At 72.2% G+C, this 22,932-nt stretch carries 25 protein-coding genes; 10 read left to right on the top strand and 15 right to left on the bottom strand.

Going from position 1 to position 22,932, the window contains the following annotated elements; translation table 11 throughout:
• Positions 1-12 precede the first annotated feature (12 nt).
• The 8 genes from JHN45_RS01775 to JHN45_RS01740 are packed head-to-tail and all read right to left on the bottom strand — an operon-like array spanning position 13 to position 7,404.
• Positions 13-1,119, bottom strand: a complete 1,107-nt coding sequence (locus JHN45_RS01775; RefSeq protein ID WP_201047702.1) for an acyl-CoA dehydrogenase family protein — start codon at positions 1,117-1,119, stop codon at positions 13-15.
• Complete coding sequence (locus JHN45_RS01770; RefSeq protein ID WP_201047701.1) at positions 1,116-2,126, bottom strand: ABC transporter substrate-binding protein; 1,011 nt, start codon at positions 2,124-2,126, stop codon at positions 1,116-1,118. The genes JHN45_RS01775 and JHN45_RS01770 overlap by 4 nt, the downstream gene beginning before the upstream one ends.
• A gap of 44 nt (positions 2,127-2,170) precedes the next feature.
• Positions 2,171-3,271, bottom strand: a complete 1,101-nt coding sequence (locus tag JHN45_RS01765) for an LLM class flavin-dependent oxidoreductase (RefSeq protein ID WP_201047700.1) — start codon at positions 3,269-3,271, stop codon at positions 2,171-2,173.
• Positions 3,272-3,295: 24 nt separating this feature from the next.
• Positions 3,296-4,264, bottom strand: coding sequence for an ABC transporter substrate-binding protein (locus JHN45_RS01760; RefSeq protein ID WP_201047699.1), 969 nt, complete (start codon positions 4,262-4,264; stop codon positions 3,296-3,298).
• On the bottom strand, positions 4,261-4,977 hold the full coding sequence (locus JHN45_RS01755) for an ABC transporter ATP-binding protein (protein ID WP_201047698.1): 717 nt from the start codon (positions 4,975-4,977) through the stop codon (positions 4,261-4,263). Before JHN45_RS01755 ends, JHN45_RS01760 begins: the two co-directional genes overlap by 4 nt.
• A gap of 2 nt (positions 4,978-4,979) precedes the next feature.
• Positions 4,980-5,855 carry an ABC transporter permease gene (locus tag JHN45_RS01750; protein ID WP_201047697.1) on the bottom strand — a complete coding sequence of 292 codons (876 nt, stop codon included), beginning with the start codon at positions 5,853-5,855 and terminating at the stop codon, positions 4,980-4,982.
• Positions 5,852-6,697: a sulfurtransferase gene (locus JHN45_RS01745; protein ID WP_201047696.1), complete on the bottom strand. Its 846-nt coding sequence runs from the start codon at positions 6,695-6,697 to the stop codon at positions 5,852-5,854. The genes JHN45_RS01750 and JHN45_RS01745 overlap by 4 nt, the downstream gene beginning before the upstream one ends.
• Positions 6,694-7,404 carry an alpha/beta hydrolase gene (locus JHN45_RS01740; protein WP_201047695.1) on the bottom strand — a complete coding sequence of 237 codons (711 nt, stop codon included), beginning with the start codon at positions 7,402-7,404 and terminating at the stop codon, positions 6,694-6,696. Before JHN45_RS01740 ends, JHN45_RS01745 begins: the two co-directional genes overlap by 4 nt.
• Positions 7,405-7,742: 338 nt before the next feature.
• On the opposite strand from JHN45_RS01740, the gene JHN45_RS01735 reads away from it, so the two are divergent.
• Both JHN45_RS01735 and pqqB read left to right on the top strand, forming a co-directional pair.
• Positions 7,743-8,591 (top strand): LysR family transcriptional regulator, encoded by an 849-nt coding sequence (locus JHN45_RS01735; protein WP_200713807.1) that lies wholly within the window; start codon positions 7,743-7,745, stop codon positions 8,589-8,591.
• A gap of 110 nt (positions 8,592-8,701) precedes the next feature.
• Positions 8,702-9,592 carry a pyrroloquinoline quinone biosynthesis protein PqqB gene (pqqB, locus tag JHN45_RS01730; RefSeq protein ID WP_236583067.1) on the top strand — a complete coding sequence of 297 codons (891 nt, stop codon included), beginning with the start codon at positions 8,702-8,704 and terminating at the stop codon, positions 9,590-9,592.
• A gap of 12 nt (positions 9,593-9,604) precedes the next feature.
• Here pqqB and JHN45_RS01725 read toward each other — a convergent pair whose 3' ends face one another.
• Positions 9,605-10,006, bottom strand: coding sequence for a MarR family winged helix-turn-helix transcriptional regulator (locus JHN45_RS01725; protein WP_201047694.1), 402 nt, complete (start codon positions 10,004-10,006; stop codon positions 9,605-9,607).
• A 97-nt stretch (positions 10,007-10,103) separates the two neighbouring features.
• Positions 10,104-10,454 carry a VOC family protein gene (locus JHN45_RS01720; RefSeq protein ID WP_019075909.1) on the bottom strand — a complete coding sequence of 117 codons (351 nt, stop codon included), beginning with the start codon at positions 10,452-10,454 and terminating at the stop codon, positions 10,104-10,106.
• 231 nt (positions 10,455-10,685) lie between these two features.
• Between JHN45_RS01720 and JHN45_RS01715 the strand changes: the two genes are divergently transcribed.
• Genes JHN45_RS01715 through JHN45_RS01695 form a run of 5 tightly spaced genes read left to right on the top strand, consistent with a single transcriptional unit; the run spans position 10,686 to position 15,553 of the window.
• The gene (locus JHN45_RS01715) at positions 10,686-11,978 is read left to right on the top strand and encodes an NAD(P)/FAD-dependent oxidoreductase (protein ID WP_201047693.1); all 1,293 of its coding nucleotides are present in this window, start codon (positions 10,686-10,688) and stop codon (positions 11,976-11,978) included.
• On the top strand, positions 11,975-12,706 hold the full coding sequence (locus JHN45_RS01710; RefSeq protein WP_201047692.1) for a DUF1365 domain-containing protein: 732 nt from the start codon (positions 11,975-11,977) through the stop codon (positions 12,704-12,706). Before JHN45_RS01715 ends, JHN45_RS01710 begins: the two co-directional genes overlap by 4 nt.
• On the top strand, positions 12,703-13,986 hold the full coding sequence (locus tag JHN45_RS01705; RefSeq protein ID WP_201047691.1) for a cyclopropane-fatty-acyl-phospholipid synthase family protein: 1,284 nt from the start codon (positions 12,703-12,705) through the stop codon (positions 13,984-13,986). The genes JHN45_RS01710 and JHN45_RS01705 overlap by 4 nt, the downstream gene beginning before the upstream one ends.
• Positions 13,983-14,810: a DUF1295 domain-containing protein gene (locus JHN45_RS01700; RefSeq protein ID WP_201047690.1), complete on the top strand. Its 828-nt coding sequence runs from the start codon at positions 13,983-13,985 to the stop codon at positions 14,808-14,810. The genes JHN45_RS01705 and JHN45_RS01700 overlap by 4 nt, the downstream gene beginning before the upstream one ends.
• Entirely contained in the window at positions 14,801-15,553 is a 753-nt protein-coding gene (locus tag JHN45_RS01695) for an alpha/beta hydrolase (protein WP_236583066.1), read from the top strand. The genes JHN45_RS01700 and JHN45_RS01695 overlap by 10 nt, the downstream gene beginning before the upstream one ends.
• Here the strand turns inward: JHN45_RS01695 and JHN45_RS01690 are convergent.
• The 4 genes from JHN45_RS01690 to sigK form a co-directional block, all read right to left on the bottom strand.
• A complete protein-coding gene (locus JHN45_RS01690; RefSeq protein WP_200717601.1) occupies positions 15,523-16,440 on the bottom strand; it encodes a YihY/virulence factor BrkB family protein in 918 nt (305 codons plus the stop codon). The two genes, JHN45_RS01695 and JHN45_RS01690, sit on opposite strands and share 31 nt — an antisense overlap.
• Before the next feature lie 104 nt (positions 16,441-16,544).
• Positions 16,545-16,730, bottom strand: a complete 186-nt coding sequence (locus JHN45_RS01685; RefSeq protein ID WP_201047716.1) for a hypothetical protein — start codon at positions 16,728-16,730, stop codon at positions 16,545-16,547.
• A 48-nt stretch (positions 16,731-16,778) separates the two neighbouring features.
• Positions 16,779-17,540, bottom strand: a complete 762-nt coding sequence (locus JHN45_RS01680) for an anti-sigma factor domain-containing protein (RefSeq protein ID WP_201047689.1) — start codon at positions 17,538-17,540, stop codon at positions 16,779-16,781.
• A complete protein-coding gene (gene sigK / locus JHN45_RS01675) occupies positions 17,537-18,121 on the bottom strand; it encodes an ECF RNA polymerase sigma factor SigK (protein ID WP_201047688.1) in 585 nt (194 codons plus the stop codon). The genes JHN45_RS01680 and sigK overlap by 4 nt, the downstream gene beginning before the upstream one ends.
• A 189-nt stretch (positions 18,122-18,310) precedes the next feature.
• Between sigK and JHN45_RS01670 the strand changes: the two genes are divergently transcribed.
• Both JHN45_RS01670 and JHN45_RS01665 read left to right on the top strand, forming a co-directional pair.
• Positions 18,311-18,796, top strand: a complete 486-nt coding sequence (locus JHN45_RS01670; protein WP_200716550.1) for a cation:proton antiporter regulatory subunit — start codon at positions 18,311-18,313, stop codon at positions 18,794-18,796.
• Between the two features lie 5 nt (positions 18,797-18,801).
• A complete protein-coding gene (locus tag JHN45_RS01665; RefSeq protein ID WP_200716549.1) occupies positions 18,802-20,025 on the top strand; it encodes a cation:proton antiporter in 1,224 nt (407 codons plus the stop codon).
• Positions 20,026-20,040: 15 nt separating this feature from the next.
• On the opposite strand, the gene JHN45_RS01660 is transcribed toward JHN45_RS01665, so the two are convergent.
• Positions 20,041-21,468: a hypothetical protein gene (locus tag JHN45_RS01660; RefSeq protein ID WP_201047687.1), complete on the bottom strand. Its 1,428-nt coding sequence runs from the start codon at positions 21,466-21,468 to the stop codon at positions 20,041-20,043.
• A 113-nt stretch (positions 21,469-21,581) separates the two neighbouring features.
• On the opposite strand from JHN45_RS01660, the gene JHN45_RS01655 reads away from it, so the two are divergent.
• Complete coding sequence (locus JHN45_RS01655) at positions 21,582-22,820, top strand: molybdopterin-dependent oxidoreductase (protein ID WP_201047686.1); 1,239 nt, start codon at positions 21,582-21,584, stop codon at positions 22,818-22,820.
• The last annotated feature ends 112 nt before the right edge of the window (positions 22,821-22,932 follow it).

The raw sequence follows: 22,932 nt of genomic DNA, 5'->3' as shown, positions 1-22,932 counted from the left end.
CTGTGCGTGCCTTCACGGATTCAGCGCCTTCGTTCCGATCGCGAGCAGGGAGATGTCCTCCTGGGGCGCGTGCACGGGCGCGCACTGGATGTCCCGGAAGTGCCGCTCCAGCGGATTGCCGCGCGCGAGACCGGGATTCCCGAGCAGTCGTACCGCCAGCTCCACCGCACGCACACCGTGCCGGTCTGCCAACACCCTTGCCCCCAGGGCCTGTTCAGGGGCGTATGAGGTATCGCCTGCGTCGACGCGCGCCGCCCCGCCGAACACCAGCTCCTCGGCGGCGGTCAGCAGCACCTCGATCTCCCCGGCGGCCCTGCGGAACCGCTCCGTACGGGCCACCGGATGACCGAGGTTGGCGGGGACGCGCTCGTGGGCGAACGTGTGGAAGAAGGACTGCGCGGCCCGAGCGACCCCCAAGTACAGCGCCGCGAGGGGGAGATGGAGGGCCGCGCCCGCCCGGTTGTCCTGTTCGGCCGCCGCGCCGTACGGGCCGATGCCGATGACGTGCTCGTAGGGGATCTCCACGTCCCGGAACGTCACGTCGTGGCTGCCGCTGGCCCGCAGCCCCAACTGGTCCCAGCGACCCGTGACTTCGATACCGGGGGAGCCGCCCGGGACCAGGAAGGTGCCGACGCGCGGCTCCGGTTCGTCGGTGGTGGCCCACACCAGGAACCAGTCCAGGCCCTCCGCCCCGGTCACGAAGCGCTTGGTGCCGCTCAGCGACCAGCCGTCCGGCGTGCGCCGGGCGAGGGTGGAGGGGAGTCCGCCGCGTGCGGGGGAGCCCAACTCGGGTTCCACGCGAGCGTGGTTGACGAGCACCGGCCGTTCGAAGGACTCCTTGACGAGCCGCGCGTACAACTCCTCGGGCCAGTGCGGCTGTACGGCCTGCCGGGCGTGTGTGTTCAGGGTCATCGCCGCGATCAGGGCGACGGACGGGTCGCCCTGCCCGATCCGGTGCAGGATGCGCGCGCTCTCCTCGACCCGGGCGCCCTGGCCGCCGTACTGCTTCCCGATGGTCGCGGTGAGGAGTCCGGCCTCGTGGGCGGTGCGGAGGGACTCGGCGGGGAAGGCGCCCGACTGGTCGTAGCCTGCGGCCAGTTCGGCGATGCGGGCGGTCACAGGGCCTTCTTCAGGTCGGAGTTCAGTGCGGTGGTCCAGAAGGACTTCACGTCCAAGTGCTCCTTCAGCGCGCCGAGTTCGGTGAAGGCGTCGGCCACCTTCTGCTGCGAGGCGATCGTGTCGTCGCCGACCGTCCTGGCCTGGGTCGGGCGCTGCTTCTGCGCGGCGACCAGGTCCGACTTCGCCTGCGCCACCGGCTGGTGGGTGGCGTCGGCGGTGACCTTCGCGAAGCCGTCCACATGGCCGTCGCGGACGTAGGCGTACGCCTTGGTGATCCGGGCGATCAGATCGGCCGCGGCGGCCTTCTGGGCCGGGCTCTTCAGGACGCTGTCGCGCGCCGACCAGAGGAAGTTGCCGGACAGGATGTCCGCGCCGGAGCCGACCGTGCGGGCGCCCTGCTGGTGGGCCGTGATGATCGACGTGCCGTAGGAGGCGAAAGCGTCGATGGAGCCGCCGTTCAGGGCCGCGAGGCCGTCGTTGGGCAGCAGCGGCTTGGCGTCGATGTCCGACCACGTGAGGCCGGCCTGCTTCAGCAGTTCGTAGAGGAAGTAGTGGGCGGTGGTGTTCTGGACGTAGCCGACCTTCTTGCCCTTCAGACCGGCGATGTCCGTCACCTTCGAGCCCTTGGGGACGACGACTTCCTGGTTGAGGGTGGTGCCGCGCTGGACGGCGACGACCTTGAAGTTGGGCTTGCCGTCGGCGGCCGAGAAGATGGGCGGGATCTCGCTGGAGGAGGCGAGGTCCAGTGCTCCGGCGCGGACGGCCTGGAGCTGCTTGTCGCCGCCCGGGAAGAGGTTCCACTTCACCTTGTACGGGGTGTCGTCGAGGTGGGCGTACTTGAGGACGGCCTCGTCGACCTTCCAGCCGGTGTCACCGACCCGCAGGGTCACGGAGGAGACGTCGGAGGAGGCGGAGTCTGCCGTCGCGCTGCCTCCGCAGGCCGCGGCGAAGGGCAGGAGGAGGGCGAGGGCGGCGGTGGACGTGCGCAGGGCGCGGGGGAACAACACGGAGTCTCCATAGGGGTGTTCGCAATCAGCAGGTGAGGGACGGGTCAGGCGGCGTGCGAGGTGGTCGCCCGGTGGGCGAGTTCCTGGCGGACCAGGGGCAGGACGTGACGGGCGTAGTCGATCGCGTCGTTGAGCGGGTCGTAGCCGCGGATCGAGAGCAGGTCGCAGCCGATGTCGACGTAGTCGAGGAGCGCCTGGGCGACCGTTTCGGGCGTGCCCACAAGGGCGGTTGAGGCGCCGGCCGCGTTGGTGGCGACGGCGGGCGCGGTCCACAGGCAGCGGTCCTGGACCTCGCCGCGCTCGGCGATGTCGAGGAGGCGCTGCGATCCGACGTTCGCCGGGCGGCCGGTGGTGCGGTAGTGGCGGAGCAACTCGGTGTTCTTCGCCTGGTCCTTGAGGACACCGAGGGTGCGGTGGGCCTTCTCCCAGGCCAGTTCCTCGGTGGGCGCGATGATCGGCCGGAACGACACCCAGATACGGGGATGCGGGCGCCCGGCGGCGTCCGCGACCGCGTTGACGGCGGCGATCTGCTCGGCCGTCTCCTTCAGCGGCTCGCCCCACAGCCCGAAGATGTCGCCCTGCCGGCCGCCCACCCGGTACGCGTCCTGCGAGGAGCCGCCGACGGAGATCGGGACCAGGCCGGTCACCGGCTTCGCGTCGGAGTAGTAACCCTCGAACCTGAAGTACTTGCCCTCGTGCGAGACGGGTCCCTCCGCCTGCCACACCTTCCGCAGGATCTGGATGTACTCGTCCGAACGCTCGTACCGTTCCTCCTTGTTGAGGTAGTCGCCCTCCCGGCGCTGCTCCTCGTCGCTGCCCCCGGAGATGATGTGCAGGGTGAGCCGGCCGTTGCTGATCTGGTCCAGCGTGGCCAGGGCGCGGGCCGCGTGCGTCGGGAAGATCACGCCGGGCCGGTGGGCGAGGATCGGGCCGATCCGCTCGGTGTGGGTGGCGACGAACTGGGCGATCTGGAACGCGTCCGGCGAGGCCGAGTGGTAGGCGACCAGGGTGTGGTCGAAACCGCCGTCGTCCAGCGCGCGGGCGTACTTGCGGAGGTGGTCGACGTCGAGACCGGTACGGCTCGACGCGGCGGGACCCGAGGCCCCGGAGTCGGTGTGGACGGCGCTGATGAACTCGACAGGCATGAGCGAACTCCTAAGACGTGAAGGTCACTTGATCAGGGAGGCGTCGGTGGACTTGGCCACGTCCACGTTCGGGTCGAGGACGCCGATGCTGTTCATGAGGTCGGCGACCTGCTGGACGGTGGCGTTGACGTCCGAGGTGATCGGCAGCACCTGGCTGTAGGCGGCCGAGGCGAGGGCCTTCGCCACCGAGGCGTCGGCGCCGTTGCGCTGCTCGATGGCCTTGGCGTACGCGTCCTGGTGGGTGCTGGTCCACTTCAGCGCCGTGCTCAGGCGGTTGAGGAAGTCGCTCAGGGCGGACTTCTTCGCCGAGTTGGCGAGGGCCTTCTCGGAGGCGTTGACGAAGCCGATGCCGCTGACGCGGCCGTCCCCGCCGTCGACGAGCAGCCTGCCGCCCTGTTCCAGGCCGACGGCCTGGTAGACGCCGAAGGTCGCCCAGATCTTGATCTTCCCGGAGGCGAACGCGGCCTGCGCGTCGGTAGGCAGCAGGTACTGCACCTTGACGTCCTTGTAGCTGAGCCCGTTCTGCTTGAGGACGTTGGCCAGCAGATACTCCGAGACGCTGCCCTTCGCCGAGGACACCACGACCTTCTGGCCCTTGAGGTCCTTCACGCTGTCGATGCCGGAGTCCTTGCGGACGACGATCCCGACGTGCGTGCCGTCGTTCTTGAGAGCGGCGATGTTCTTGATCTTCACTCCGCCGCTGAGCGCCTGGAGCGCGGGCAGGTCGGCGGAGAACCCGGTGTCGGCGGCGTCCGCCTGCACGGCCTGGTAGAGCGGGGCCGCGCCCTGGAACTCGGCCCACTTCACCTTGTACTTGGCGCCCTTGAGCGCGTCGGAGGCGGCGATGATCGTCTGGAGGGTCTTGGCCTGGTCGCCGATGGTGAGGGTGACCTGTCCACCGGAGGCGGTGTCCGCCGAGGAGTTGCCGCCGCAGGCGCTCAGCGCCAGCAGGGCGGTCAGGCTCAGGGAGGCGGCGGCGATTCTGCGGATCACGAGGGGGTTCCTTCCAGGGTGCGGGTCACGCCGAGCCAGTTCAGGAGGCGGGCGCGCAGGGTCACGAACTCGGGGGCGGTCAGATCACGGGGGCGGGGCAGGTCGACGGTCAACTCGTGGGCGATACGCCCCTCGTCCATCACCAGCACGCGGTCGGCGAGCAGCAGCGCCTCCTCCACGTCATGGGTGACCAGGAGGATCGCGCACCCGTGCAGCCGCCACAGCTCGGCGACGAGCGCCTGCACCTTGCCCCGGGTCAGCGCGTCCAGGGCGCCGAACGGCTCGTCCAGAAGCAGCAGTTCGGGCTCACGGACCAGGGCGCGGGCCAGCGAGACCCGCTGTGCCTGACCGCCGGACAGCGTCTTCGGCCAGACGGTCGCGCGCTCCGCGATGCCGACCTCGTCGAGCGCCTTGAGCGCGAGCGCCCGGTCCGGGCGGCCCGGCAGCCCGAGCACGACATTGCGCCACACCTTCAACCAGGGGAGTAGGCGCGGCGATTGGAAGGCCGCGCTGCGCCGCGCGGGCACGGTCACCTCGCCGCCGATCTCTTCGTCGAGCCCCGCGAGGATCCGCAGCAGCGTCGACTTGCCGCAGCCGCTGTGCCCGAGCAGGGCCACGAACTCGCCCTCACGGATGTCCAGATCCAGCTCGTGCAGCACGGTGTTGCCGTCGAAGGCCCGCGAAAGGCCCCGTATCTCAACGGAGTTGGCCATGGCTACGCCTCGCCCTCGAAGTTGGCCCGCCAGGTCAGCAGGCGGCGCGACAGGATCCGTACGGCGAAGTCGCAGGCCAGCCCGAGCAGCGCGTACACGACGAGGCACAGCACGATGACGTCCGTGCGGAAGTACTGCTGGGCGTTGCTCATCAGATAGCCGAGCCCCGCGTCCGCGTTGATCTGCTCGGCGAAGACCAGCGCCAGCCAGGCGGTGGACAGCGCGTACCGCAGGCCCACGAGTGCCCCGGGCAGCGCGCTCGGCAGGATGACGTACTTGATCAGACCGAGCCGGCCGAGGCCCATCATCCGGGCGGCCTCGACGAGTTGGGCGTCGGTGGAGCGGATGCCGCCGTAGATGTTGAAGTACAGCGGGTAGGTCACACCGAGCGCGACCAGGGCGATCTTCGGGGTCTCCTCGATGCCGAACCAGACGATGAACAGCGGGATCAGACCCACCCAGGGGATCGCCCGGAACATGCCCATCGAGGAGTCGATGACGTCCTCGCCGAGCCGGAACAGCCCGGCCACCAGTGACAGGACGAGCGCGACGCTCGCGCCGATGAGGAATCCGATGGCGGCTCGGCGGCCCGACGCGGCGATGGCGCGCGGGAGTTCGCCGTCCTTCGTCAGGTCCACGGCCTGTCGGATGACGTCGACGGGGGAGGCCAGCACGGATTCGGGCAGCACTCCGGTGGCGGAGGTGATGAACCAGAGCAGCACGAGCCCGACCGGTCCGGCGGCCCGCCGCACGGAGCGCGGGACGGTGAAGCGGCGGGCGGTCTTCGCCGTGCCCCGGATGGTGACGCGGGCGGACTGCTCGGGAGCGCGTTCCGTCTGCTGCGGGAGCAGCGCCGCGTCCAGGGGTTTCGTCGTCATGGCTTGCCTCCCGTCGCCGCCGGGCGGGCGGGGTCGGCGGACCAGGCGGACCAGGAACCGGGGAAGAGCGTCGCCTCGAACCCGGCGATCTCCAGTGCCGCGATCTGATGGGCGGCGGTGACCCCGGACCCGCAGTACACGCCGATGCGTGACGCGGCCCCGGCACCCCGCTCCTCGAACCGCTTGCGCAGTTCCTCGGGCGAGCGGAACGTCCCGTCCGCCGTCAGGTTCTCGCCGGTCGGCGCGGACACCGCCCCCGGGATGTGCCCCGCGCGCGGGTCCACCGGCTCGACCTCGCCCCGGTACCGCTCTCCGGCGCGGGCGTCCAACAGCAACCCGGACACGGCGAGTTCGGCGGCACCATCGGCATCGGTGATCGGCAGCGCACCCGCCCGGAGTACGACGTCACCCGGTTCCGGATCGGCTGGGATCCCGGACTCCAGCGGCAGCCCCGCCGTGCGCCAGGCGCCCAACGCCCCGTCCAGCAGCGTCACTTCGCCGACATCGGCGTAGCGCAGCAGCCACCAGGCGCGGGCCGCCGCCGTGTTGCCCAGGTCGTCGTAGACCACGACGGGTCGCCCGCTCCCGATGCCCCAGCGGCGCGCCGATTCCTGGAGTTCCGCGAGGTCGGGCAGCGGATGCCGGCCGCCCTCCGGGCTTGCCGGTGCGGCCAGTTCGGTGTCCAGGTCGACATAGACCGCGCCGGGGATGTGTCCGTCGGCGTAGTGGTCGCGGCCGTAGGGATCGCCGAGGGCCCAGCGGACGTCGAGGAGCACCGGCGGCTGCTCGGAGCGGAGGAGTTCGGCCAGTTCGGGGACTGTGGTGGTCACGCGGCGGCTCATGTCAACTCCTCGGCGATCGCGGGGAGTTCGGGGGAGAGGCGGAGCCGTTCGAGGAAGAGGACGACCGTGGCGGCGACGGTCCGGTGCAGGGCGTCGTTGAGGACGTCGTGCCGGCCGTCCACGAAGGTCACGGTGTGCACGTTCGAATGACCGTCGTAGATGTTCAGTGCCCGGTCGAGCGGGCTGATCGTGTCGGTCTTGCCGTGCAGGGCCAGCACCGGGACCCGCACCAGATCCAGGCGCGGCTCAGGCAGTTCAGGGGTGTCGTCGATGGCGCCCCGGCGGAACTCGGAGTCGTTGGTGAGGCGCCCCTGATGGGTGGGGCAGGCGGTGCGCGCCGATGCCTCCTCCTCCCAACTCCCCGAAGTCCAGGCGCCGGTGGGCAGCCCGGCCAGGATCAGCGCGTCGATGCCCGCGGTCTGCTCGGCGGCGAGCTGGAGGGCGTAGCGCGCGCCGGTGTCGGAGCCGACCAGCACCTTCGGGCCCGGCAGCGACTCGTCGGCGAGCAGTTTGGCGGCTTGCTCCAGTACGGCGGGATCGGCGGCCGGGTCGCCGAGGGCACGGACGCGGTAGGCGTCGTAGCCGAGCCGGCGGCCGAACCGTTCGTAGACACCGCCGTGTTCGCCCCGCCCGGCCAGCACGATCAACGTGCCGCGCGCGGCGAGGCCTTCGGGTTCGTCCCAGGACGAGACGGAGTGAGAGGGCATGGGGTGACAACTCCCAACGAGGGGAAAGGGGAGGGGAATCCGGCGAGGGGGGCGGAAGCGAGCAGGCCGGAGCTGCCGTCACGTGTCAGTGCGCAGGGCGGACGTGATCAGCGAGAACTCGGGAAGGGTGCCGCGGAGAGGCGGTTGGTCAACGACAGCGCGCGCTGCACGCCACGCCGAAGTCGATGACTCGGCGCTGCGTCAGAAAGGCAGCGAAAGCGGTCGTGTGCAGCATGCGCTCATCATGACCGGCCCCGACCGATCGCGTCCAACGATGATTCCGCATCGAAATCGATCAGTTATCGCGATCGATGACCGGAACGGATACCGTCACCGGCATGCCCCAACCTGTCCTCGACATCGTGGCCCTGCGCAGCCTGACCGCGATAGCCGACTGCGGCGGCTTCCATCGCGCGGCCCGGGCCCTCGCCCTGAGCCAGTCCGCGGTCAGCCAGCATGTGCGCAGGCTGGAGAAGACGCTCGGGCTGCCGATCGTCGAGCGGGAGGGACGCGGCACCCGGTTCACGCCCGAGGGGCGACTGCTCCTCGAACAGGCCCGGCGGATCCTCGCCGTGCACGACGAGGCCGTACGCACCCTGCTCGACGTGGACGGCGACACCATCACCATCGGCTCCACCGAACACGCGGCCGACCAGTTTCTGCCACGGCTGACCGCGGCCGTCCAGGAGGTGCGGCCCGGCTGCCGGGTCCGCTTCCGCATCGACCGCTCGGCCCGCCTCGTCGAGGCCGTGGAACGCGGCAGCGTCGACGTCGCCGTGTACGTCACCGAGGCCGCCGCCACCGAGGGCACACCGGTCGGCGGCCTCCCGCTGACCTGGCACGCCACACCCGGCTGGCGGCCACCGGCCGCGCCCGCACCGGTCCCGCTGGTCGCCATCGAGGACCCGTGCGCGATCCGCCGCCGCGCCATCTCGACCCTCGCCGCGCACGGCGTACCCGCCGCGGTCGTCGGCGACGCCGGCTATCTCGCGGGTGTTCTCGACATCGCCCGCACCGGACAGGGCGTCGCCCTGCTCGCCGCCGTCGGCACCGCCCCGGACGGCCTGACCCCGTACGACGGACTGCCCTCGGTCACCCCGATCCCCATGAGCGCGCTGGCCCGCCCGGGCACCGACCCGGCGACGGTCGACGCGGCCTTCGCCGCCGTACGGGATCTGCTGCGCTGAGCCGGCCGGGAGCCGCGGACGGAGATCGGCCGGAACTGTCCCCCGCGGTGGGATAGTCCGGCCCGTTTCGGAGGAAAGATCCCCCGGGGAGATTCCGTGAGTCGGCGTCGATGCCGATTCCGATGCTGCAAGGGGGCGCGATCGTCGTGAGGGTCGTCCTGCTCGGTACCGCCGCCGGTGGCGGTTTCCCGCAGTGGAACTGCGCCTGCGCGCTGTGCGCCGCCGCCCGCGACGGGAAACTGCCCCCGCGCACCCAGGACTGCGTGGCCGTCACCGGCAACGCGCGCGACTGGTGGTTGCTCAACGCCTCACCCGACGTCCGCACCCAGCTCGCCGCCACCTCCGCGCTCTGGCCCGGCCCTGGCCCGCGCGACACCCCCGTGCGCGGCGTGCTCCTCACCGACGCCGAGCCCCATCACGTGGCGGGTCTGACCGCGCTGCGCGGGGCGACGGGCCTCAAGGTGTACGCCCCGCGGCCCGTCCTCGCCGCGCTCACCCCGGCCCGGACCGTCCTGGACCGCTACGCCCCCTGGGAGTGGGCCGACAGCCTTGCCGAGGACGGGTTCGTGCTCGCCGGAGGGCTGGTCGTCACGGCCCATGCGGTGGGCGAGAGGCCACCCGAGTACGTGCCGCCGGCCCGCCGTCCGGACGATCGCTGGGCGGTCGCGTACCGCGTCGAGGATCTGGCGACCGGCGGGGCGTTCGTCTACGCACCGCGCCTCGCCGCCTGGACGGCCGCCCTCGACGACCTGCTGGAGACGGCGGACTGCGCGGTGCTGGACGGCACCTTCTTCGAGGCCGACGAGGCGGGCACCGCACAACTGCCCGTCACCGGCCCCGACGGCAGCCTCACCGCCCTCGCCCGTCACCCCGGGGTCCGCCGGATCTACACCCACCTCGGCAACACGAACCCGCTGCTCGACCCCGGCTCGACGGCGCGGGCGCAGGTGAACGGAGCGGGGGTCGAAGTCCTCATGGACGGAGCCGAGTTCGTGGTGTGAGGCGGGTGGCGCCTAATCCTGCGTGTCGTCCAACATCCGTGCCAGGACGTCCCGTTGGAGCGGCAGCACCCGCGTGTGCAGATCGCGGCCCTTGCGGGTCAGCGCGACCCACACCCCGCGCCGGTCCTCGACGCACACGGAGCGTTCCACGAGACCGTCCTTCTCCAGCCGGCCGATGAGGCGGGAGAGCGCGCTCTGGCTGAGATGGACCCGACCGACCAGGTTCTGCACCCGGCACTGGTCGCCGTCCCGGGGCGCCTCGGACGCGAGCATGTCCAGCACCTCGAAGTCGCTCGCGCCCAGCCCGTGCGGGTGCAGCACGCGGTCGATCTCGCACATCGTGCGCGCGTGCACGGACAGGATGTCCCGCCACTGGTCCTCTAGCTGCCGGGCACCGGCCGACTTCACTGCCATACCTGCACGGTAACACCGATCCGGCCAATCGTTGAGTCTGCAACTAGTGCGCGTGCAAGTAGCGCGTACGGGTCGCCGGGCCGGTACGGCGACGGGGTCAGGCGGCCGGATTCTGGGTCAGCCCGACGAAGTTCCCGTCCGCGTCCTTCACGAAGGCGATCAGCTTGCCGCCGCCGACGTCCTGGACGTCCTGGACCAGCTCGGCCCCCGCCTCGACCAGCGCCGCCACCCGCGTCCGGATGTCGTCCACGGTCCAGTACGGCACCGGTCCGGTCATGCCCCGGGAGTGCCCGTTCGGGTCGAGACCGACGTCCTGGCCCGCGGCCTTGTAGCCGACGTAGTACGGCTCGTCCGCGTACGGCTCGACCCCCAGCAGGGCGCCGAACAGGGCCTTCGCGCGGTCCAGGTCCTTGACGGGGTAGATGATCGTGTTCAGACCGTCGGTCATGGCGAGCTCCTCCGTGAAGCGTGCTCCGGCGGATTTCGCCGGTGAATTCAGGCTAGGCCGGGGGAGCGGGCGGAGGCTTCTCCAATCCTGACCGGCTGCCGCGCGGGGCGGGTCCGGCACCTGATGCCCCGCCCGGCACGCCCGTCGGTGATTCCGGCCAATCCGCCGCCCGACCTGTTCCGGATTACGCGCGGACCCCCGATCCCGAGGGGGCGCGACGGGAGGCAGGCGATGGAGCGGACGGCTGGGACTTCGGGGCGGCGGACGGCCGTGGTGGGCTCCGGGGTGGCGGGACTGACCGCCGCGTACATCCTGGGCGGCGCCGGTCACGTCACCCTCTACGAGGCCGACGACCGGCTCGGCGGGCACGCGCACACCCACGAGCTGACCTCCCCGTACGACGGGCGGGTGCACCGCGTCGACTCCGGGTTCATCGTGCACAACCGGCGCACCTACCCGCGGCTGCTGCGGCTCTTCGACGAACTCGGCGTCGCCACACAGGAGTCGGAGATGAGCATGTCGGTGCGGTGCGAGGGCTGCGGTCTGGAGTACGCCGGTGCGCGCGGCCCGACCGGACTGTTCGCGCGGCCCCGCAACCTCGTGCGCGGCCCCTATCTGCGGCTGCTTGCCGAGGTGCCCGCCTTCCACCGCGCCGCCCGGCGACTGCTCGCCGAGGGCGGTGAACAGGGGCTCACCCTGGGCGAGTTCATGGACCGCGAGGGCTACTCCGCCTATTTCCGGAGCCACTTCATGACACCGGTGGTGTCGGCCGTGTGGTCCTGCGACGCCGTCACCGCCCAACGCTACCCGGCGGCCTACCTGTTCAGGTTCCTGGAGCACCACGGGATGCTGTCGGTGCGCGACTCGCCGGTGTGGCGGACGGTCACCGGCGGCTCCCGCGCCTACGTCGACCGGATCGCCAAGCACCTCGGCGGGACCGGCGAGATCCGCACCGGCACCCCCGTCCGCGCCGTGCGCCGCCACGCGGACGGCGCCGACATCACCGCCGAGGACGGCACCACCGAGTCGTACGACGCCGTGGTCGTCGCCGTGCACCCGGACCAGGCGCTCCGACTGCTCGCCGACCCGACCGCGCGCGAGCGCGAAGTGCTCGGCGCGTTCCGCTACTCCCGCAACACCACGCTCCTGCACACCGACACCCGGCTGCTGCCCCGCGCGTCCGGCGCCCGCGCCTCCTGGAACTACCTGATGCCGTCCTGCACGGCCGACTCCGGCCAGGTGCAGGTGAGTTACGACATGAACCGGCTGCAACGCCTCGACGCCGCCGAGACCTTCGTGGTCACCCTGGGCGGCGAGGACCGCGTCGATCCCGGCCGGGTCCTTGCCCGCATGGTCTACGAACACCCCGTCTACACGCCCGAGTCGGTGGCCGCGCAGCAGCGCCTGCCCGAACTGGCCCGTGACGTCTGCGTGTTCGCGGGCGCCTACCACGGCTGGGGATTCCACGAGGACGGCTGCCGGTCGGGCGTCGAGGCCGCCGCGGCACTGGGGGTGCGCTGGTGAACACCGAACCCGCCCTCTACGCCTGCACGATCGGCCATGTGCGGACCACACCCCGGCGGTACACGCTGCGCCACCGCACGTACATGTGGCTCGTCGACCCCGACCACCCGCCCCGACTGCCTTACCTGCTGCGCCCGTTGGCCCGCTTCGACCCGCGCGACCACTTCACCGGCGACCGGCCCTCGATCCGGGCCGGCCTCGACGACTTCCTCGCGGCGCACGGTGTGCACCTGGACGGCGGCCGGGTGCTGATGCTCACCCACGCGCGGGTGCTCGGGTACGTCTTCAACCCGCTGACCCTGTACTGGTGTCACGGCTCGGACGGCCAACCACGCTGTGTGGTGGCGGAAGTTCACAACACCTACGGCGGACGGCACTGCTACCTGCTGCACCCGGACGCCTCCGGCACCGCCCGCGCAGACAAGACGTTCTACGTCTCCCCGTTCTTCCCCGTCGACGGCGGCTACCGCATGCGGGTGCCGCAGCCCGGGGCCCGTCTCGACCTGGCCGTGCACCTGGACCGCGAGGGCGGCCGTGCCTTCACCGCGACCGTCCGCGGCACCCGGCGCCCCGTGAGCACCACGGCCCTGCTGCGGCTGGCGCTGCGCCACCCCTGGTCCACCCTCGCCGTGTCGGCCGCGATCCGCGCCCACGGCATCCGCCTCTACCTGCGGGGACTGCCCGTCCAGCCCCGCCCCGACCACCGCACCCCGGAGAAAGCCACATGAGGACAGCAGAACCCCGCGACGGCACCGACCGGCAGGCCACCCACAGCGACCCCACCCCCTGGCCGGACATCGTCGCCGTACCGTCCGCCTCCCGCCCCCGTACCGCCGTCACCGCCGCCCTCGTCCAACGGGCCCTCGGGCGGCTGCCGTTGCGGGCCCGGTTCGCCGGTTCCGGGGACATCGGGCTGGGCGGACCGCTGATCGAGGTGCGGGACCCCGCCGCCTTCCACGCCCGCATCGGGACCGGTGGCCTGGTCGGGTTCGGCGAGTCGTACATGGCCGGAGAGTGGGACGCCCCCGACCTGGTGGCCGCGCTCACCGTGCTCGCCGGGCACGCGGCCGAGCTGATCCCGGCCCCGCTGCAACGGCTGCGCGCCCTGTGGGCGCCACGCCATCCGCACGCCGAGCGCAACACCCCCGACGGCTCGCGCGCCAACATCAGCCGCCACTACGACCTCTCCAACGACCTGTTCGCCCTCTTCCTCGACGACACACTCAGCTACTCCTCCGCGGTCTTCCGGGGCTTCCCGGCGCACCGGGACCTGCTCGCCGCCGCCCAGCACCGCAAGATCGACCGACTGCTCGACCTGGCCGACGTCGGCGAGGGCACCCGGCTGCTGGAGATCGGCACCGGCTGGGGCGAACTCGCCCTGCGCGCCGGTGCCCGAGGCGCCCGGGTCACCTCGCTCACCCTCTCCGCGGAGCAACGGGAGTTGGCGCTGGAGCGGGTGCGCGCGGCGGGACTCGAAGACCGCGTCTCCGTCGAACTGTGCGACTACCGCGAGGCCCGGGGGACGTACGACGCGGTCGTCAGCGTGGAGATGATCGAGGCGGTCGGCGCCGAGTTCTGGCCGGTGTACTTCCGCGGGCTGGACCAACTGCTGGCTCCGGGCGGCCGGTTGGCGCTCCAGGCCATCACCATGCCGCACGACCGGATGCTCGCCAGCCGGGACACCTTCACCTGGATCCACAAGTACGTCTTCCCCGGCGGCCTGATCCCGTCCACCCGCGCGATCGAGGAGACCGCCCGCGACCACACCTCGCTGCGACTCGCCCGCCGTGACGCCTTCGGTGCCCACTACGCCGAGACACTGCGGCTGTGGCGCGAGCGGTTCACCGAGCGCGCCGACGAGGTCGAGGCGCTCGGATTCGACGCCGTCTTCCGCCGCCTCTGGACCTTCTATCTGGCCTACTCCGAGGCCGGGTTCAGGTCCGGCTACCTCGACGTGCACCAGTACCTGTTCACCAAGGAGAACCTCGCCGGAAGGGCCCGGCCATGAGCGGGTTCCCCTGGAGCGCCTTCGCGCTCAACCTCGCGTGGACCGCCGCCGCTGCCCTCGCGGTCATGCTCGTCACCTTCGTGGTCGCGGTCCGCACGGGCGTCCACCGGATCGTGGACGTGGCCTGGGGGATCGCCTTCACGGCGGTGGCCGTCGTGACCCTCGCGGCCTCCGCCGGGCACGGCGATGTCGTACGACGACTGCTGGTGACCGTACTGACGGCGGTCTGGGGGCTGCGGCTCGCCGCGCACATCGCCCGCCGGGGCCGGGGCCACGGCGAGGACCCGCGCTACGAGGCGCTGCTCGACAGAGCGCCGGGCGGCCGGAACGCGTACGCGTTCCGCGTCGTCTACCTGCTGCAGGGCGCGCTCGTCTGGCTGGTGTCGCTGCCCGTGCAGGCCGCGCAGTACGTGCCCGGCCCGCCGTCGGCCCCCGTCCTGGCGGCCGGTACGGCGCTGTGGGCGGTCGGGGTCGGCTTCGAGGCGGTGGGGGACGCCCAGTTGGCCCGGTTCCGGGCCGATCCCGCCAACCGGGGACGGATCATGGACCGTGGACTGTGGGCATGGACCCGGCACCCCAACTACTTCGGGGACTTCTGCGTGTGGTGGGGCCTGTTCCTGCTCGTCTGCGACTCCCCGGCAGCGGCGACCGTGTCCCTCGTCTCGCCGCTGGTGATGAGCGCGCTGCTGATCCGGGGCAGCGGGAAGCGGCTCCTGGAGCGGCACATGGCCGACCGGCCCGGGTACGCCGAGTACACGGCCCGTACGAGCGGCTTCTTCCCCCGCCCGCCCCGGAGGCCGGCCGGGAGAGGATCATGTCCGTGACCCGCGCGACGCGGGACGCAGAGGCAGGAACGTGGGACAGGGGGCACACCGTGGTGCAGCGGGACGAGACCGAACTTCCGCCGCCCGCGCTGCTGATCCGGCACCGTCCGGTCCGGCCACGGGCGGCTGTCCTCGTCCTGCACGGCGGCCAGGAGACGAGCCGGCGTCCCGCCAGGCCCTGGCAGCTCGCCGCGCTGCGGATGGCACCGTTCGCACGGGCGGTGTCCGGCGAGGACATCCTCGTCGCCCGGGCCCGCTACCGCGTGCGCGGCTGGAACGGCGAGCGTGCCGACCCCGTGCGGGACACCCACCGCGCGCTGGACGAACTCGCCGAACTGGCGGGCCCCGTACCGACCGTGCTGCTCGGCCACTCGATGGGCGGCCGGGCCGCCCTGCACGCCGCCGGTCACCCACAGGTGAGCGGTGTGGTCGCGCTCGCACCGTGGTGGCCGCCCGGCGAACCGGTGGAACAGACGGCCGGCCGACACATCCTCTGCCTGCACGGCGACCAGGACCGCGTCACCTCACCCACCGAGTCGGCGGACTGCGTGCGCAGGGCGCGGGCCACGGCGACCCGTGCCGGAATGGCCCTCATCGGTGGCGGCGACCACGCCATGCTCCGCCGCCACCGCCTCTGGCACGACACCGCAGCGGCCCTCGTCGCCCACCTCCTCGACCCCACCGGCACACCGGATCCACTGCCCGAGGAGTCCTACGGGACGGCCGGCTTCCCCGTGCTGTGACCGGACGGCCGAGCGACCGGCCCGGCCAGTTCGGCGGCGAACTGCGCCCCCGTGAGCAGCGCCAGGTTCGACAGCCACAGCCAGACGAGGAAGACGACGATGCCGGAGAGCGAGCCGTAGAGCCTGCTGTAGGCGCCGAGTGTCGAGGCGTACGACGAGAAGCCCGCCGAGACGGCCAGCCACAGCGCGGCGGCCAGGGCGCCGCCGGGCAGGGTGTGCCCGCGTCGGCGCGCCGAGGCCGGGCCGGTGTGGAAGACGACCACGACCAGCAGGACCACCAGGCACAGCAGCACCGGCCAGCGCAGCAGGTTCCACGCCACGGCCGCGGTGCTGCCCATGCCGAACATCCGGCCGACGACCTCCGCGAGCGGTCCGGTCAGCAGCAGGGTGAGTGAGCCGACCAGGAGCAGACCGAGCAGCACCAGCGCGGTGAGCACGATCCGGGGCGCCTTGCGCCAGGTCGAACGCCGGTCCTCCGTGCCGTGCATCCGGTGCAGGGCGCGGCGGAACACGGCGAGATAGCTGGACGCCGACCACAGCGCGCTGCCCGCACCGGTCACGAGCAGCGGCCAGGCCGTGCCGTCCGCCTTCAGCGCGTGGGACAGGACGGTGTGCAGGTCGGCGCCCGAGTCGGCCGGGGCGTAGGCGGCGACATGGCTGATGAACTCCTCCGCCGTGTCCGGGCTGATCATCCCGAACCCCAGGACCGTCGCCAGCATCGCGGGCAGCACGGCCAGGATCGCGTAGTACGTCAGCGCCGCCGCGTAGTCCGTGATGTCGTCGTTCCACAGCGCGACCGGCGTCCGCCGCAGCGCGGGCCACCAGCCGGCGGGCGGCCGGAACCCGACGACCCGGCGGGCCCGGCCCACGTACGGCCCCGCCGCCAACGCCGCGGCCGGCGGCTGGGGGCGCACCGCGCAGTCGGCGGGGGCGGGCAGGGCGAGGCGCCGGGCAGAGCCGAAGCGCAGCCGCCCGCGCTGTGGGGCGGCGCTCATCGGCGGTTTCGCTCGAACGCGTTCCGTACGTCCCGGACGCTGCCGCCGCCCTCGACCCAACGGCCCGCCGCCCAGCCCAGCGCGCCCAGCGCGGCGACCAGCAGGAAGGCGCCGAACCCGCCGAACCAGCCGGCGAACGCCAGGGCCATGCCCGCGATCATCCCAACGAACGATGTGCTCATGCCCATCCACCTCTCACCCGGATCCCCTTCTGCCCGTGACCGGCCGTACTAGTCCAGGGCCGGGAAACTCAGCAGGGCGACCGGGGCGGAGGTGGGCTCCGTCGAGCCGCCGTCCGGTTCGACGGTGACGCCCATGCCCGAGGCGCCGTCGACCGCGCCGCGCAGCAGGACGGCCTGGTCGGCGCGGCCGGGGTCCATCAGGCCGGCCGACCGCATGGTCCCGGCGTCGTCGAACCACAGCTGGTAGACCTTGCCGCCGGGCGGCCGGGCCATCCCCGAGACGACGAACACGGCCCGGTCCCGTTCCCGCGAGACGACGACGGTCCCGGTGGCGCCGCCGGCCAGGGCGGCGGCCCGGGTTCTGGCGTCCGGCGCGGCCAGCACTGCGGCGATCCCGTCCGTCGTCTGGCGCGAACTCCGCGCCTGGGCACGGGCGTTGTCGGCCTCCTGGTGCTGCCAGAGGGCCGTCCCGCCGAGCGCGGTGGCCGCCGCGAGGCAGACGGCGAGCGCCCAGCGGGACCGTGTGCGGGCACGCAGGCGGGCCCTTGCGGGCAGCGCCCGGACCGACGTCCTGCCGGGTGTGTCCTGGCGGACGGTGGTGATCCGGCGCAGTACCCGTTCGCGCAGTTCCGGAGCGGGCGTCGTGGTGACGGCGAGCGCCAACCGGGCGGCGGTGGCGGAGAGTTCGGCGGCCTCCTGGGCGCAGGCCTCGCAGCCCGGCAGATGACGTTCGAAGGCCGCGTTCTCCTCGTCGGACAGGGCGTGCAGGGCGTAGGCGCCGGTCAGCCGGTGCGGATCGATGGTCGTCACGCGGTCACCCCCAGGCAGTCGCGCAGCCGGATGAGTCCGTCGCGCAGTCGGGTCTTCACGGTCCCCAGCGGAAGCGCCAGCGCCTCCGCCACCTCGCGGTAGGTCAGCCCGCGGTAGTACGCCAGGGTCACGGCCTGGCGCTGCAGCTCGGTCAGCGTGCGCACACAGCGCCGCACCTGCTCCCGTTCGAGCCGGGCCTCGACGTGCTCGGCCACCTCGTCGTACTCGGGCAGCCGGTCCAGCAGCGCGGCCTTGTGATCGCGGGCCGCGGCGGCGTCCGCCGAACGCACCCGGTCGATGGCACGCCGGTGGGCCAGCGTGAGGATCCAGTTGATCGCCGTACCGCGATCGGACCGGTAACGGGGAGCGGTCCGCCACACCTCCACCAGCACCTCCTGCGTCACCTCCTCCGACTGCGCCTGATCGCGCAGCACGGCCCGTACGACGCCCAGCACCGGCCCCGCCACGACGTCGTAGACACCGGCGAACGCGTCCTCGTCGCCGAGCGCGACCCGGCCCACCAACTCCGCCAGGTCGGGACCCGTCGGCTCGCTTCTTCCGATACGTACTGCTTCTTTCACCGAGGGCCTCCGCGGTCGGGACATGTCCGGGCGTAATCCGTTCCTGCCGGGACCCCGGATTGGTTGCGGCGAGGACGAAATCGCCTGTTCCACGACTGTTCTGCGGCGGCGGAAAAGTCAAGGACTGTTAAAGAAGCGTCAAGAACATGTAAGGTTCACGAAGATCTTCGAGGAACAGGGGGACACGTCATGGGCACTCCACGCGTGAGCAGTACACCGTTGCCGGGGATCGGCGTCCGCTACGACCTGACGACACGTGAGCAGCGCGTTGTGTCGGTGGTCGCGCACCGGGACGGCGAGCGGACCCTGAACGCGTACCGGTCCGACGACCCGGACGCCTGCGCCCTGTCCGTACGGCTGACCACGGCGGAGACGGCCGCGCTCGTCGACGCCCTGCTGCCCGAGCACCACAGCCCGAACCTGCTGTCCACCACCGAACTGGGCCTGGTCGCCGAGCGCATCCAGCTGTCGGCGCTCTCCTACTGGAACGGGCGGGTCCTCGGCGAGACCAGGATGCGCACCGAGACCGGCGTCTCGATCGTGGCCGTGCTGCGCCGGGCCGAGGCCGTCCCCTCCCCGACACCGGAGTTCCGGCTGGCCGGCGGGGACACCCTGATCGTGATCGGCACCCGCGAGGGCGTCGAGTCGGCCGCCGCGATACTCGGGCGGGAGTGAGCGCGATGCACTCCTCCGCGAGGTTCCTGATCGAGTTCGGCGCGATCATCCTGGCCCTGGGCCTGCTGGGCCGGTTCGCCGCACGCTTCCAGTTCTCCCCGATACCGCTCTACCTCCTGGCCGGGCTCGCGTTCGGCGAGGGCGGGCTGCTGCCGCTGGGCACCAGCGAGGAGTTCGTCGCCATCGGCGCCGAGATCGGTGTCATCCTGCTGCTGTTGATGCTCGGTCTGGAGTACACGGCCAGCGATCTCGTCTCCAACCTCAAGACCCAGTACAGCGCGGGTCTCGTCGACGCCGCCCTGAACGCGCTCCCCGGCGCCGCCATGGCCCTGCTGCTCGGCTGGGGACCGGTCGCCGCGGTGGTGCTGGCCGGGGTCACCTGGATCTCCTCCTCCGGCGTCATCGCCAAGGTCCTCGGCGACCTGGGTCGCCTCGGCAACCGCGAGACCCCCGTCATCCTGAGCATCCTCGTCCTCGAAGACCTCTCGATGGCCGTCTACCTCCCGATCATCACCGCACTCCTCGCCGGCACGGGCCTCGCCTCGGGCAGCCTCACACTCGTCGTCGCCCTCGGCGCCGCCGCCCTGGTCCTGCTCGTCGCGGTCCGCTACGGCCGCCACATATCCCGCTTCGTCTCCAGCGACGACCCCGAGAAACTGCTCCTGGTCGTCCTGGGCCTGACCCTCCTGGTCGCCGGACTCGCCCAGCAGCTCCAAGTCTCCGCCGCCGTCGGCGCGTTCCTCGTCGGCATCGCCCTGTCCGGAGAGGCCGCGGAGGGCGCGCACAGCCTGCTCTCCCCGCTGCGGGACCTGTTCGCCGCCGTGTTCTTCGTCTTCTTCGGCCTGCACACCGACCCGGCGAGCATCCCGCCCGTCCTGCTGCCCGCGCTCGCCCTGGCGGTCGTCACCGCGGGCACGAAGATCGCCACGGGGTACTGGGCGGCCCGGCGCGCGGGCATCTCCGCCAAGGGCCGCTGGCGGGCGGGCGGCACCCTGGTCGCCCGCGGCGAGTTCTCCATCGTCATCGCGGGGCTCGCCGTCACCGCCGGCATCGAACCCTCGCTGGGCCCGCTGGCGACGGCGTACGTGCTGATCCTGGTGATCGTCGGCCCGCTCAGCGCCCGCTACACCGAGCCGCTGGCCACCCGCCTGACCGGGCGCCGACGGGACAAGGCCGCCCCCGTGGCCGACGCGAAGAGCACCGCGCCGGAGCCCCACGAGGTGGCGTAGGCCTGTGTGGGCGCCTCACCAGCCCGTCAGCAACAGGTGGTTGAGGAGCAGCGCCAGAGCGGCCTGCGCGGTCAGCCAGGCGCGGGGCCGGGGGAGGAACGCGCAGGCGGGCAGCAGCCACATCGCGAACGGCAGCCAGATGCGCTCCGTCTCCGCCTTGCTCATGCCGGAGAGATCCGCGACGAGCAGCGCGAGCAGCGCGGCGAACACCAGCAGGGCGAGCCGGGGTCGGGGCGCCGCCGTGCGCAAAGCGCCTCGCAGCTCCGGGAGTTGGGGCCGCACGGAAGCGGTGCCCGCCCGCCGCAGCCCCGCCACCGTCGCCGGGCCCACGATCAGCACGGTGCAGGCCAGGTTGGCCCACACCCAGTAGCCGTACGGCCGGGTCCCGCCGACCCCTTCGTAGTAGCGGGTAATCAACAGGCGGTACGCCTCCCACCAGTTGAAGCCCAGCAGCGTGAACACCACTGGTACGACGACGAGTCCGGCGACGACGTACGGGAGCGGGCGGAGCCGCCGCTGCCCGAGCAGCAGTGCGGCGCCCGCGATCACCGCGAACAGCGTCAGCCCGTACGACAGATACGCGGTGAGGCCGAGGAACAGCCCGGCGGCGAAACCGGTCGAGCGCGGCCGGTGTCCGGTCACCGCGAGGGCGAGGAACGCGACGGCCCAGGCGGCGACCGCCGCGAAGTAGCCGTCCGCCGAGGTGCCCACCCACACGGCGGCCGGGGCGAGGACGAGGAACGGGGCGGCGCGGCGGGCGAGTTGCTCACCGGCGAGCACGCGCACGGCGACGAGGACCGCCGCGCCCGCAGTCGCCCCGACGGTGATGCACCAGACGCCCGCCCAGGCCCCGCCGCCCAGCCCGATCCGGTCCAGGAGGACGAAGGTGACGGTGGCCGCCGGGGGATGCCCGGCGATGTGCGCGGGCCAGGGTGCGGGGGAGTGGCTGAGGATGTGGTGGGTGAAGTCGCGCAGGGTGGCGGGGATGTCGTGGAAGCGGCCGATGACCGTCAGGTACTCGTTCGTGGTCGTCAGCCGTCCCGCGATGCCTCGCTGCCAGCCGTCGACCAGGGCCAGCGAGAACGTCCACGCCATGGCGGTGCCCCAGGCGCTGAACAGCAGGGCCCGCCATGGCAGTTGGGCGGCGAGCACGGGACCGTAGGCCACCACGGCGACCGCGACGGCGAGCGCCGCCGGGGTGCCGGGACCGACGTGCGGTTCCCATTGGGCGAACACGGGCGGCCAGGCGACGAAGAGCGAGTGGTGGCGGTCCTGGATCGCGGTGCCGACGAGCACCGCCACCAGGACGAGCAGGGCGGCGGCGAGGGCGGCCGACAGATCGCGGACGCGGTCGCGCGGGCGGTCGCCCGGAGCGTCATGGGGACGGTCGGCGGGGCGGGCGCCGTGGTGGCGCTCGCGGTCGACGAGAAGATCGCGGTTCACATCGACACGCTAGGTCGGGGTGCGTCCTGCGGAGCCGCCGCCGAGGCAGACGTCAGGGTTTCGTCATGGTTTGCGAACCCGTTCGGGGGGTGTCCCCGGCCTACGGTCGGGGCATGCCACGCTCCCCCTCCTCGCCCGCCTTCTGGCGCAGCCCGCTGCGCGGCCCCTGGTTCACCTCAGTGCTGGGCATCGTGCTGCTCGTCGGGATCACCGTGCTGTTCGTGACGGGTCTGCTGTCGTACGCGGCCTACAACCCGGACCTCTCGCCGGTGAACGACCAGACCCCCGACAAGGGCCTCCTGGGCTTCTATCTCTTCGCCTGGCCGACCGACCCGTCCTGGCTGTACCGCCTCACCCAGGGCACGCACGTCACCCTCGGCATCGCACTGATCCCCGTCCTGCTGGCGAAGCTGTGGTCGGTCGTCCCCAAGCTCTTCGCCCTGCCGCCGGCCCGCTCCCTCACCCACGCGCTGGAACGCCTCTCGCTGCTGCTCCTCGTGGGCGGCGGCCTGTTCGAGTTCACCACGGGCGTCCTCAACGTCCAGCTCGACTACGTCTTCCCCGGCTCCTTCTACCCCCTGCACTTCTACGGCGCCTGGGTCTTCTTCGCCGCCTTCCTCGCCCACGCCGTCCTGAAGACACCGGCGGCCCTGCGCAACCTGCGCCACATCAGGGGCGAACACCCGGCAGAGGAAGGTGAGTTGGTGTCCCCGAACCCCGCCGAACGCACCGTCTCGCGACGTGGTGCCCTCGGCGTGGTCGGCGGCGGATCGCTGCTGCTGTTCGGCACGACAGTGGGCCGAGGCTTCGACGGACCACTGCGGGAGACCGCCCTCTTCGCACCGCACGGCGGACCCGAACCGGGCTCAGGACCCGGCGCCTTCCAGATCAACAAGACGGCGACGGCGGTCGGCATCGACGCCAGGGAGACGTCCGAGGACGCGTGGCGACTGGTCGTCGAGGGCAACGGCCGCACGGTCAGGCTGGACCGCGCCGCACTGCTCCAACTCCCGCTGCACAGCGCCGCGTTGCCCATCGCCTGCGTGGAGGGCTGGTCGACCTCCGACCAGTGGTGGCGAGGCGTACGGCTGCGGGATCTCGCGGCACTCGTCGGCTACGACACCGACACCGCCCCCGACGTCCTGGTGGAGTCCCTGCAACGGCACGGGGCGTTCCGCCGGTCCGCCCTGCGCGACAACCAGGTCCGCGACCCGCGCTCGCTGCTCGCCCTGTTCGTCAACGGCGCGGACCTCACCCCCGACCACGGCTACCCCGCCCGCGTGATCGTCCCCGCGGCACCCGGCGTGCTCAACACCAAATGGGTGGCCCGTATGACCTTCGGAGACCTGTGATGCGCGTTCCGTTCAGGAGGCCGTCCCTCGGCAGCCCGCTGCAACTCCTTCTGCTGGCCTGCTCGTTCGCGCTCGCGGCTTATGCGGGGGTGCGGCTGCTCGCGGACGACTG

The organism is Streptomyces sp. MBT53 (genome assembly GCF_016654115.1).
Classification (GTDB): Bacteria; Actinomycetota; Actinomycetes; order Streptomycetales; family Streptomycetaceae; genus Streptomyces.
The sequence above is the reverse complement of the archived record's forward strand: the minus strand, read 5'-3'. Positions and strand labels throughout refer to the sequence as shown.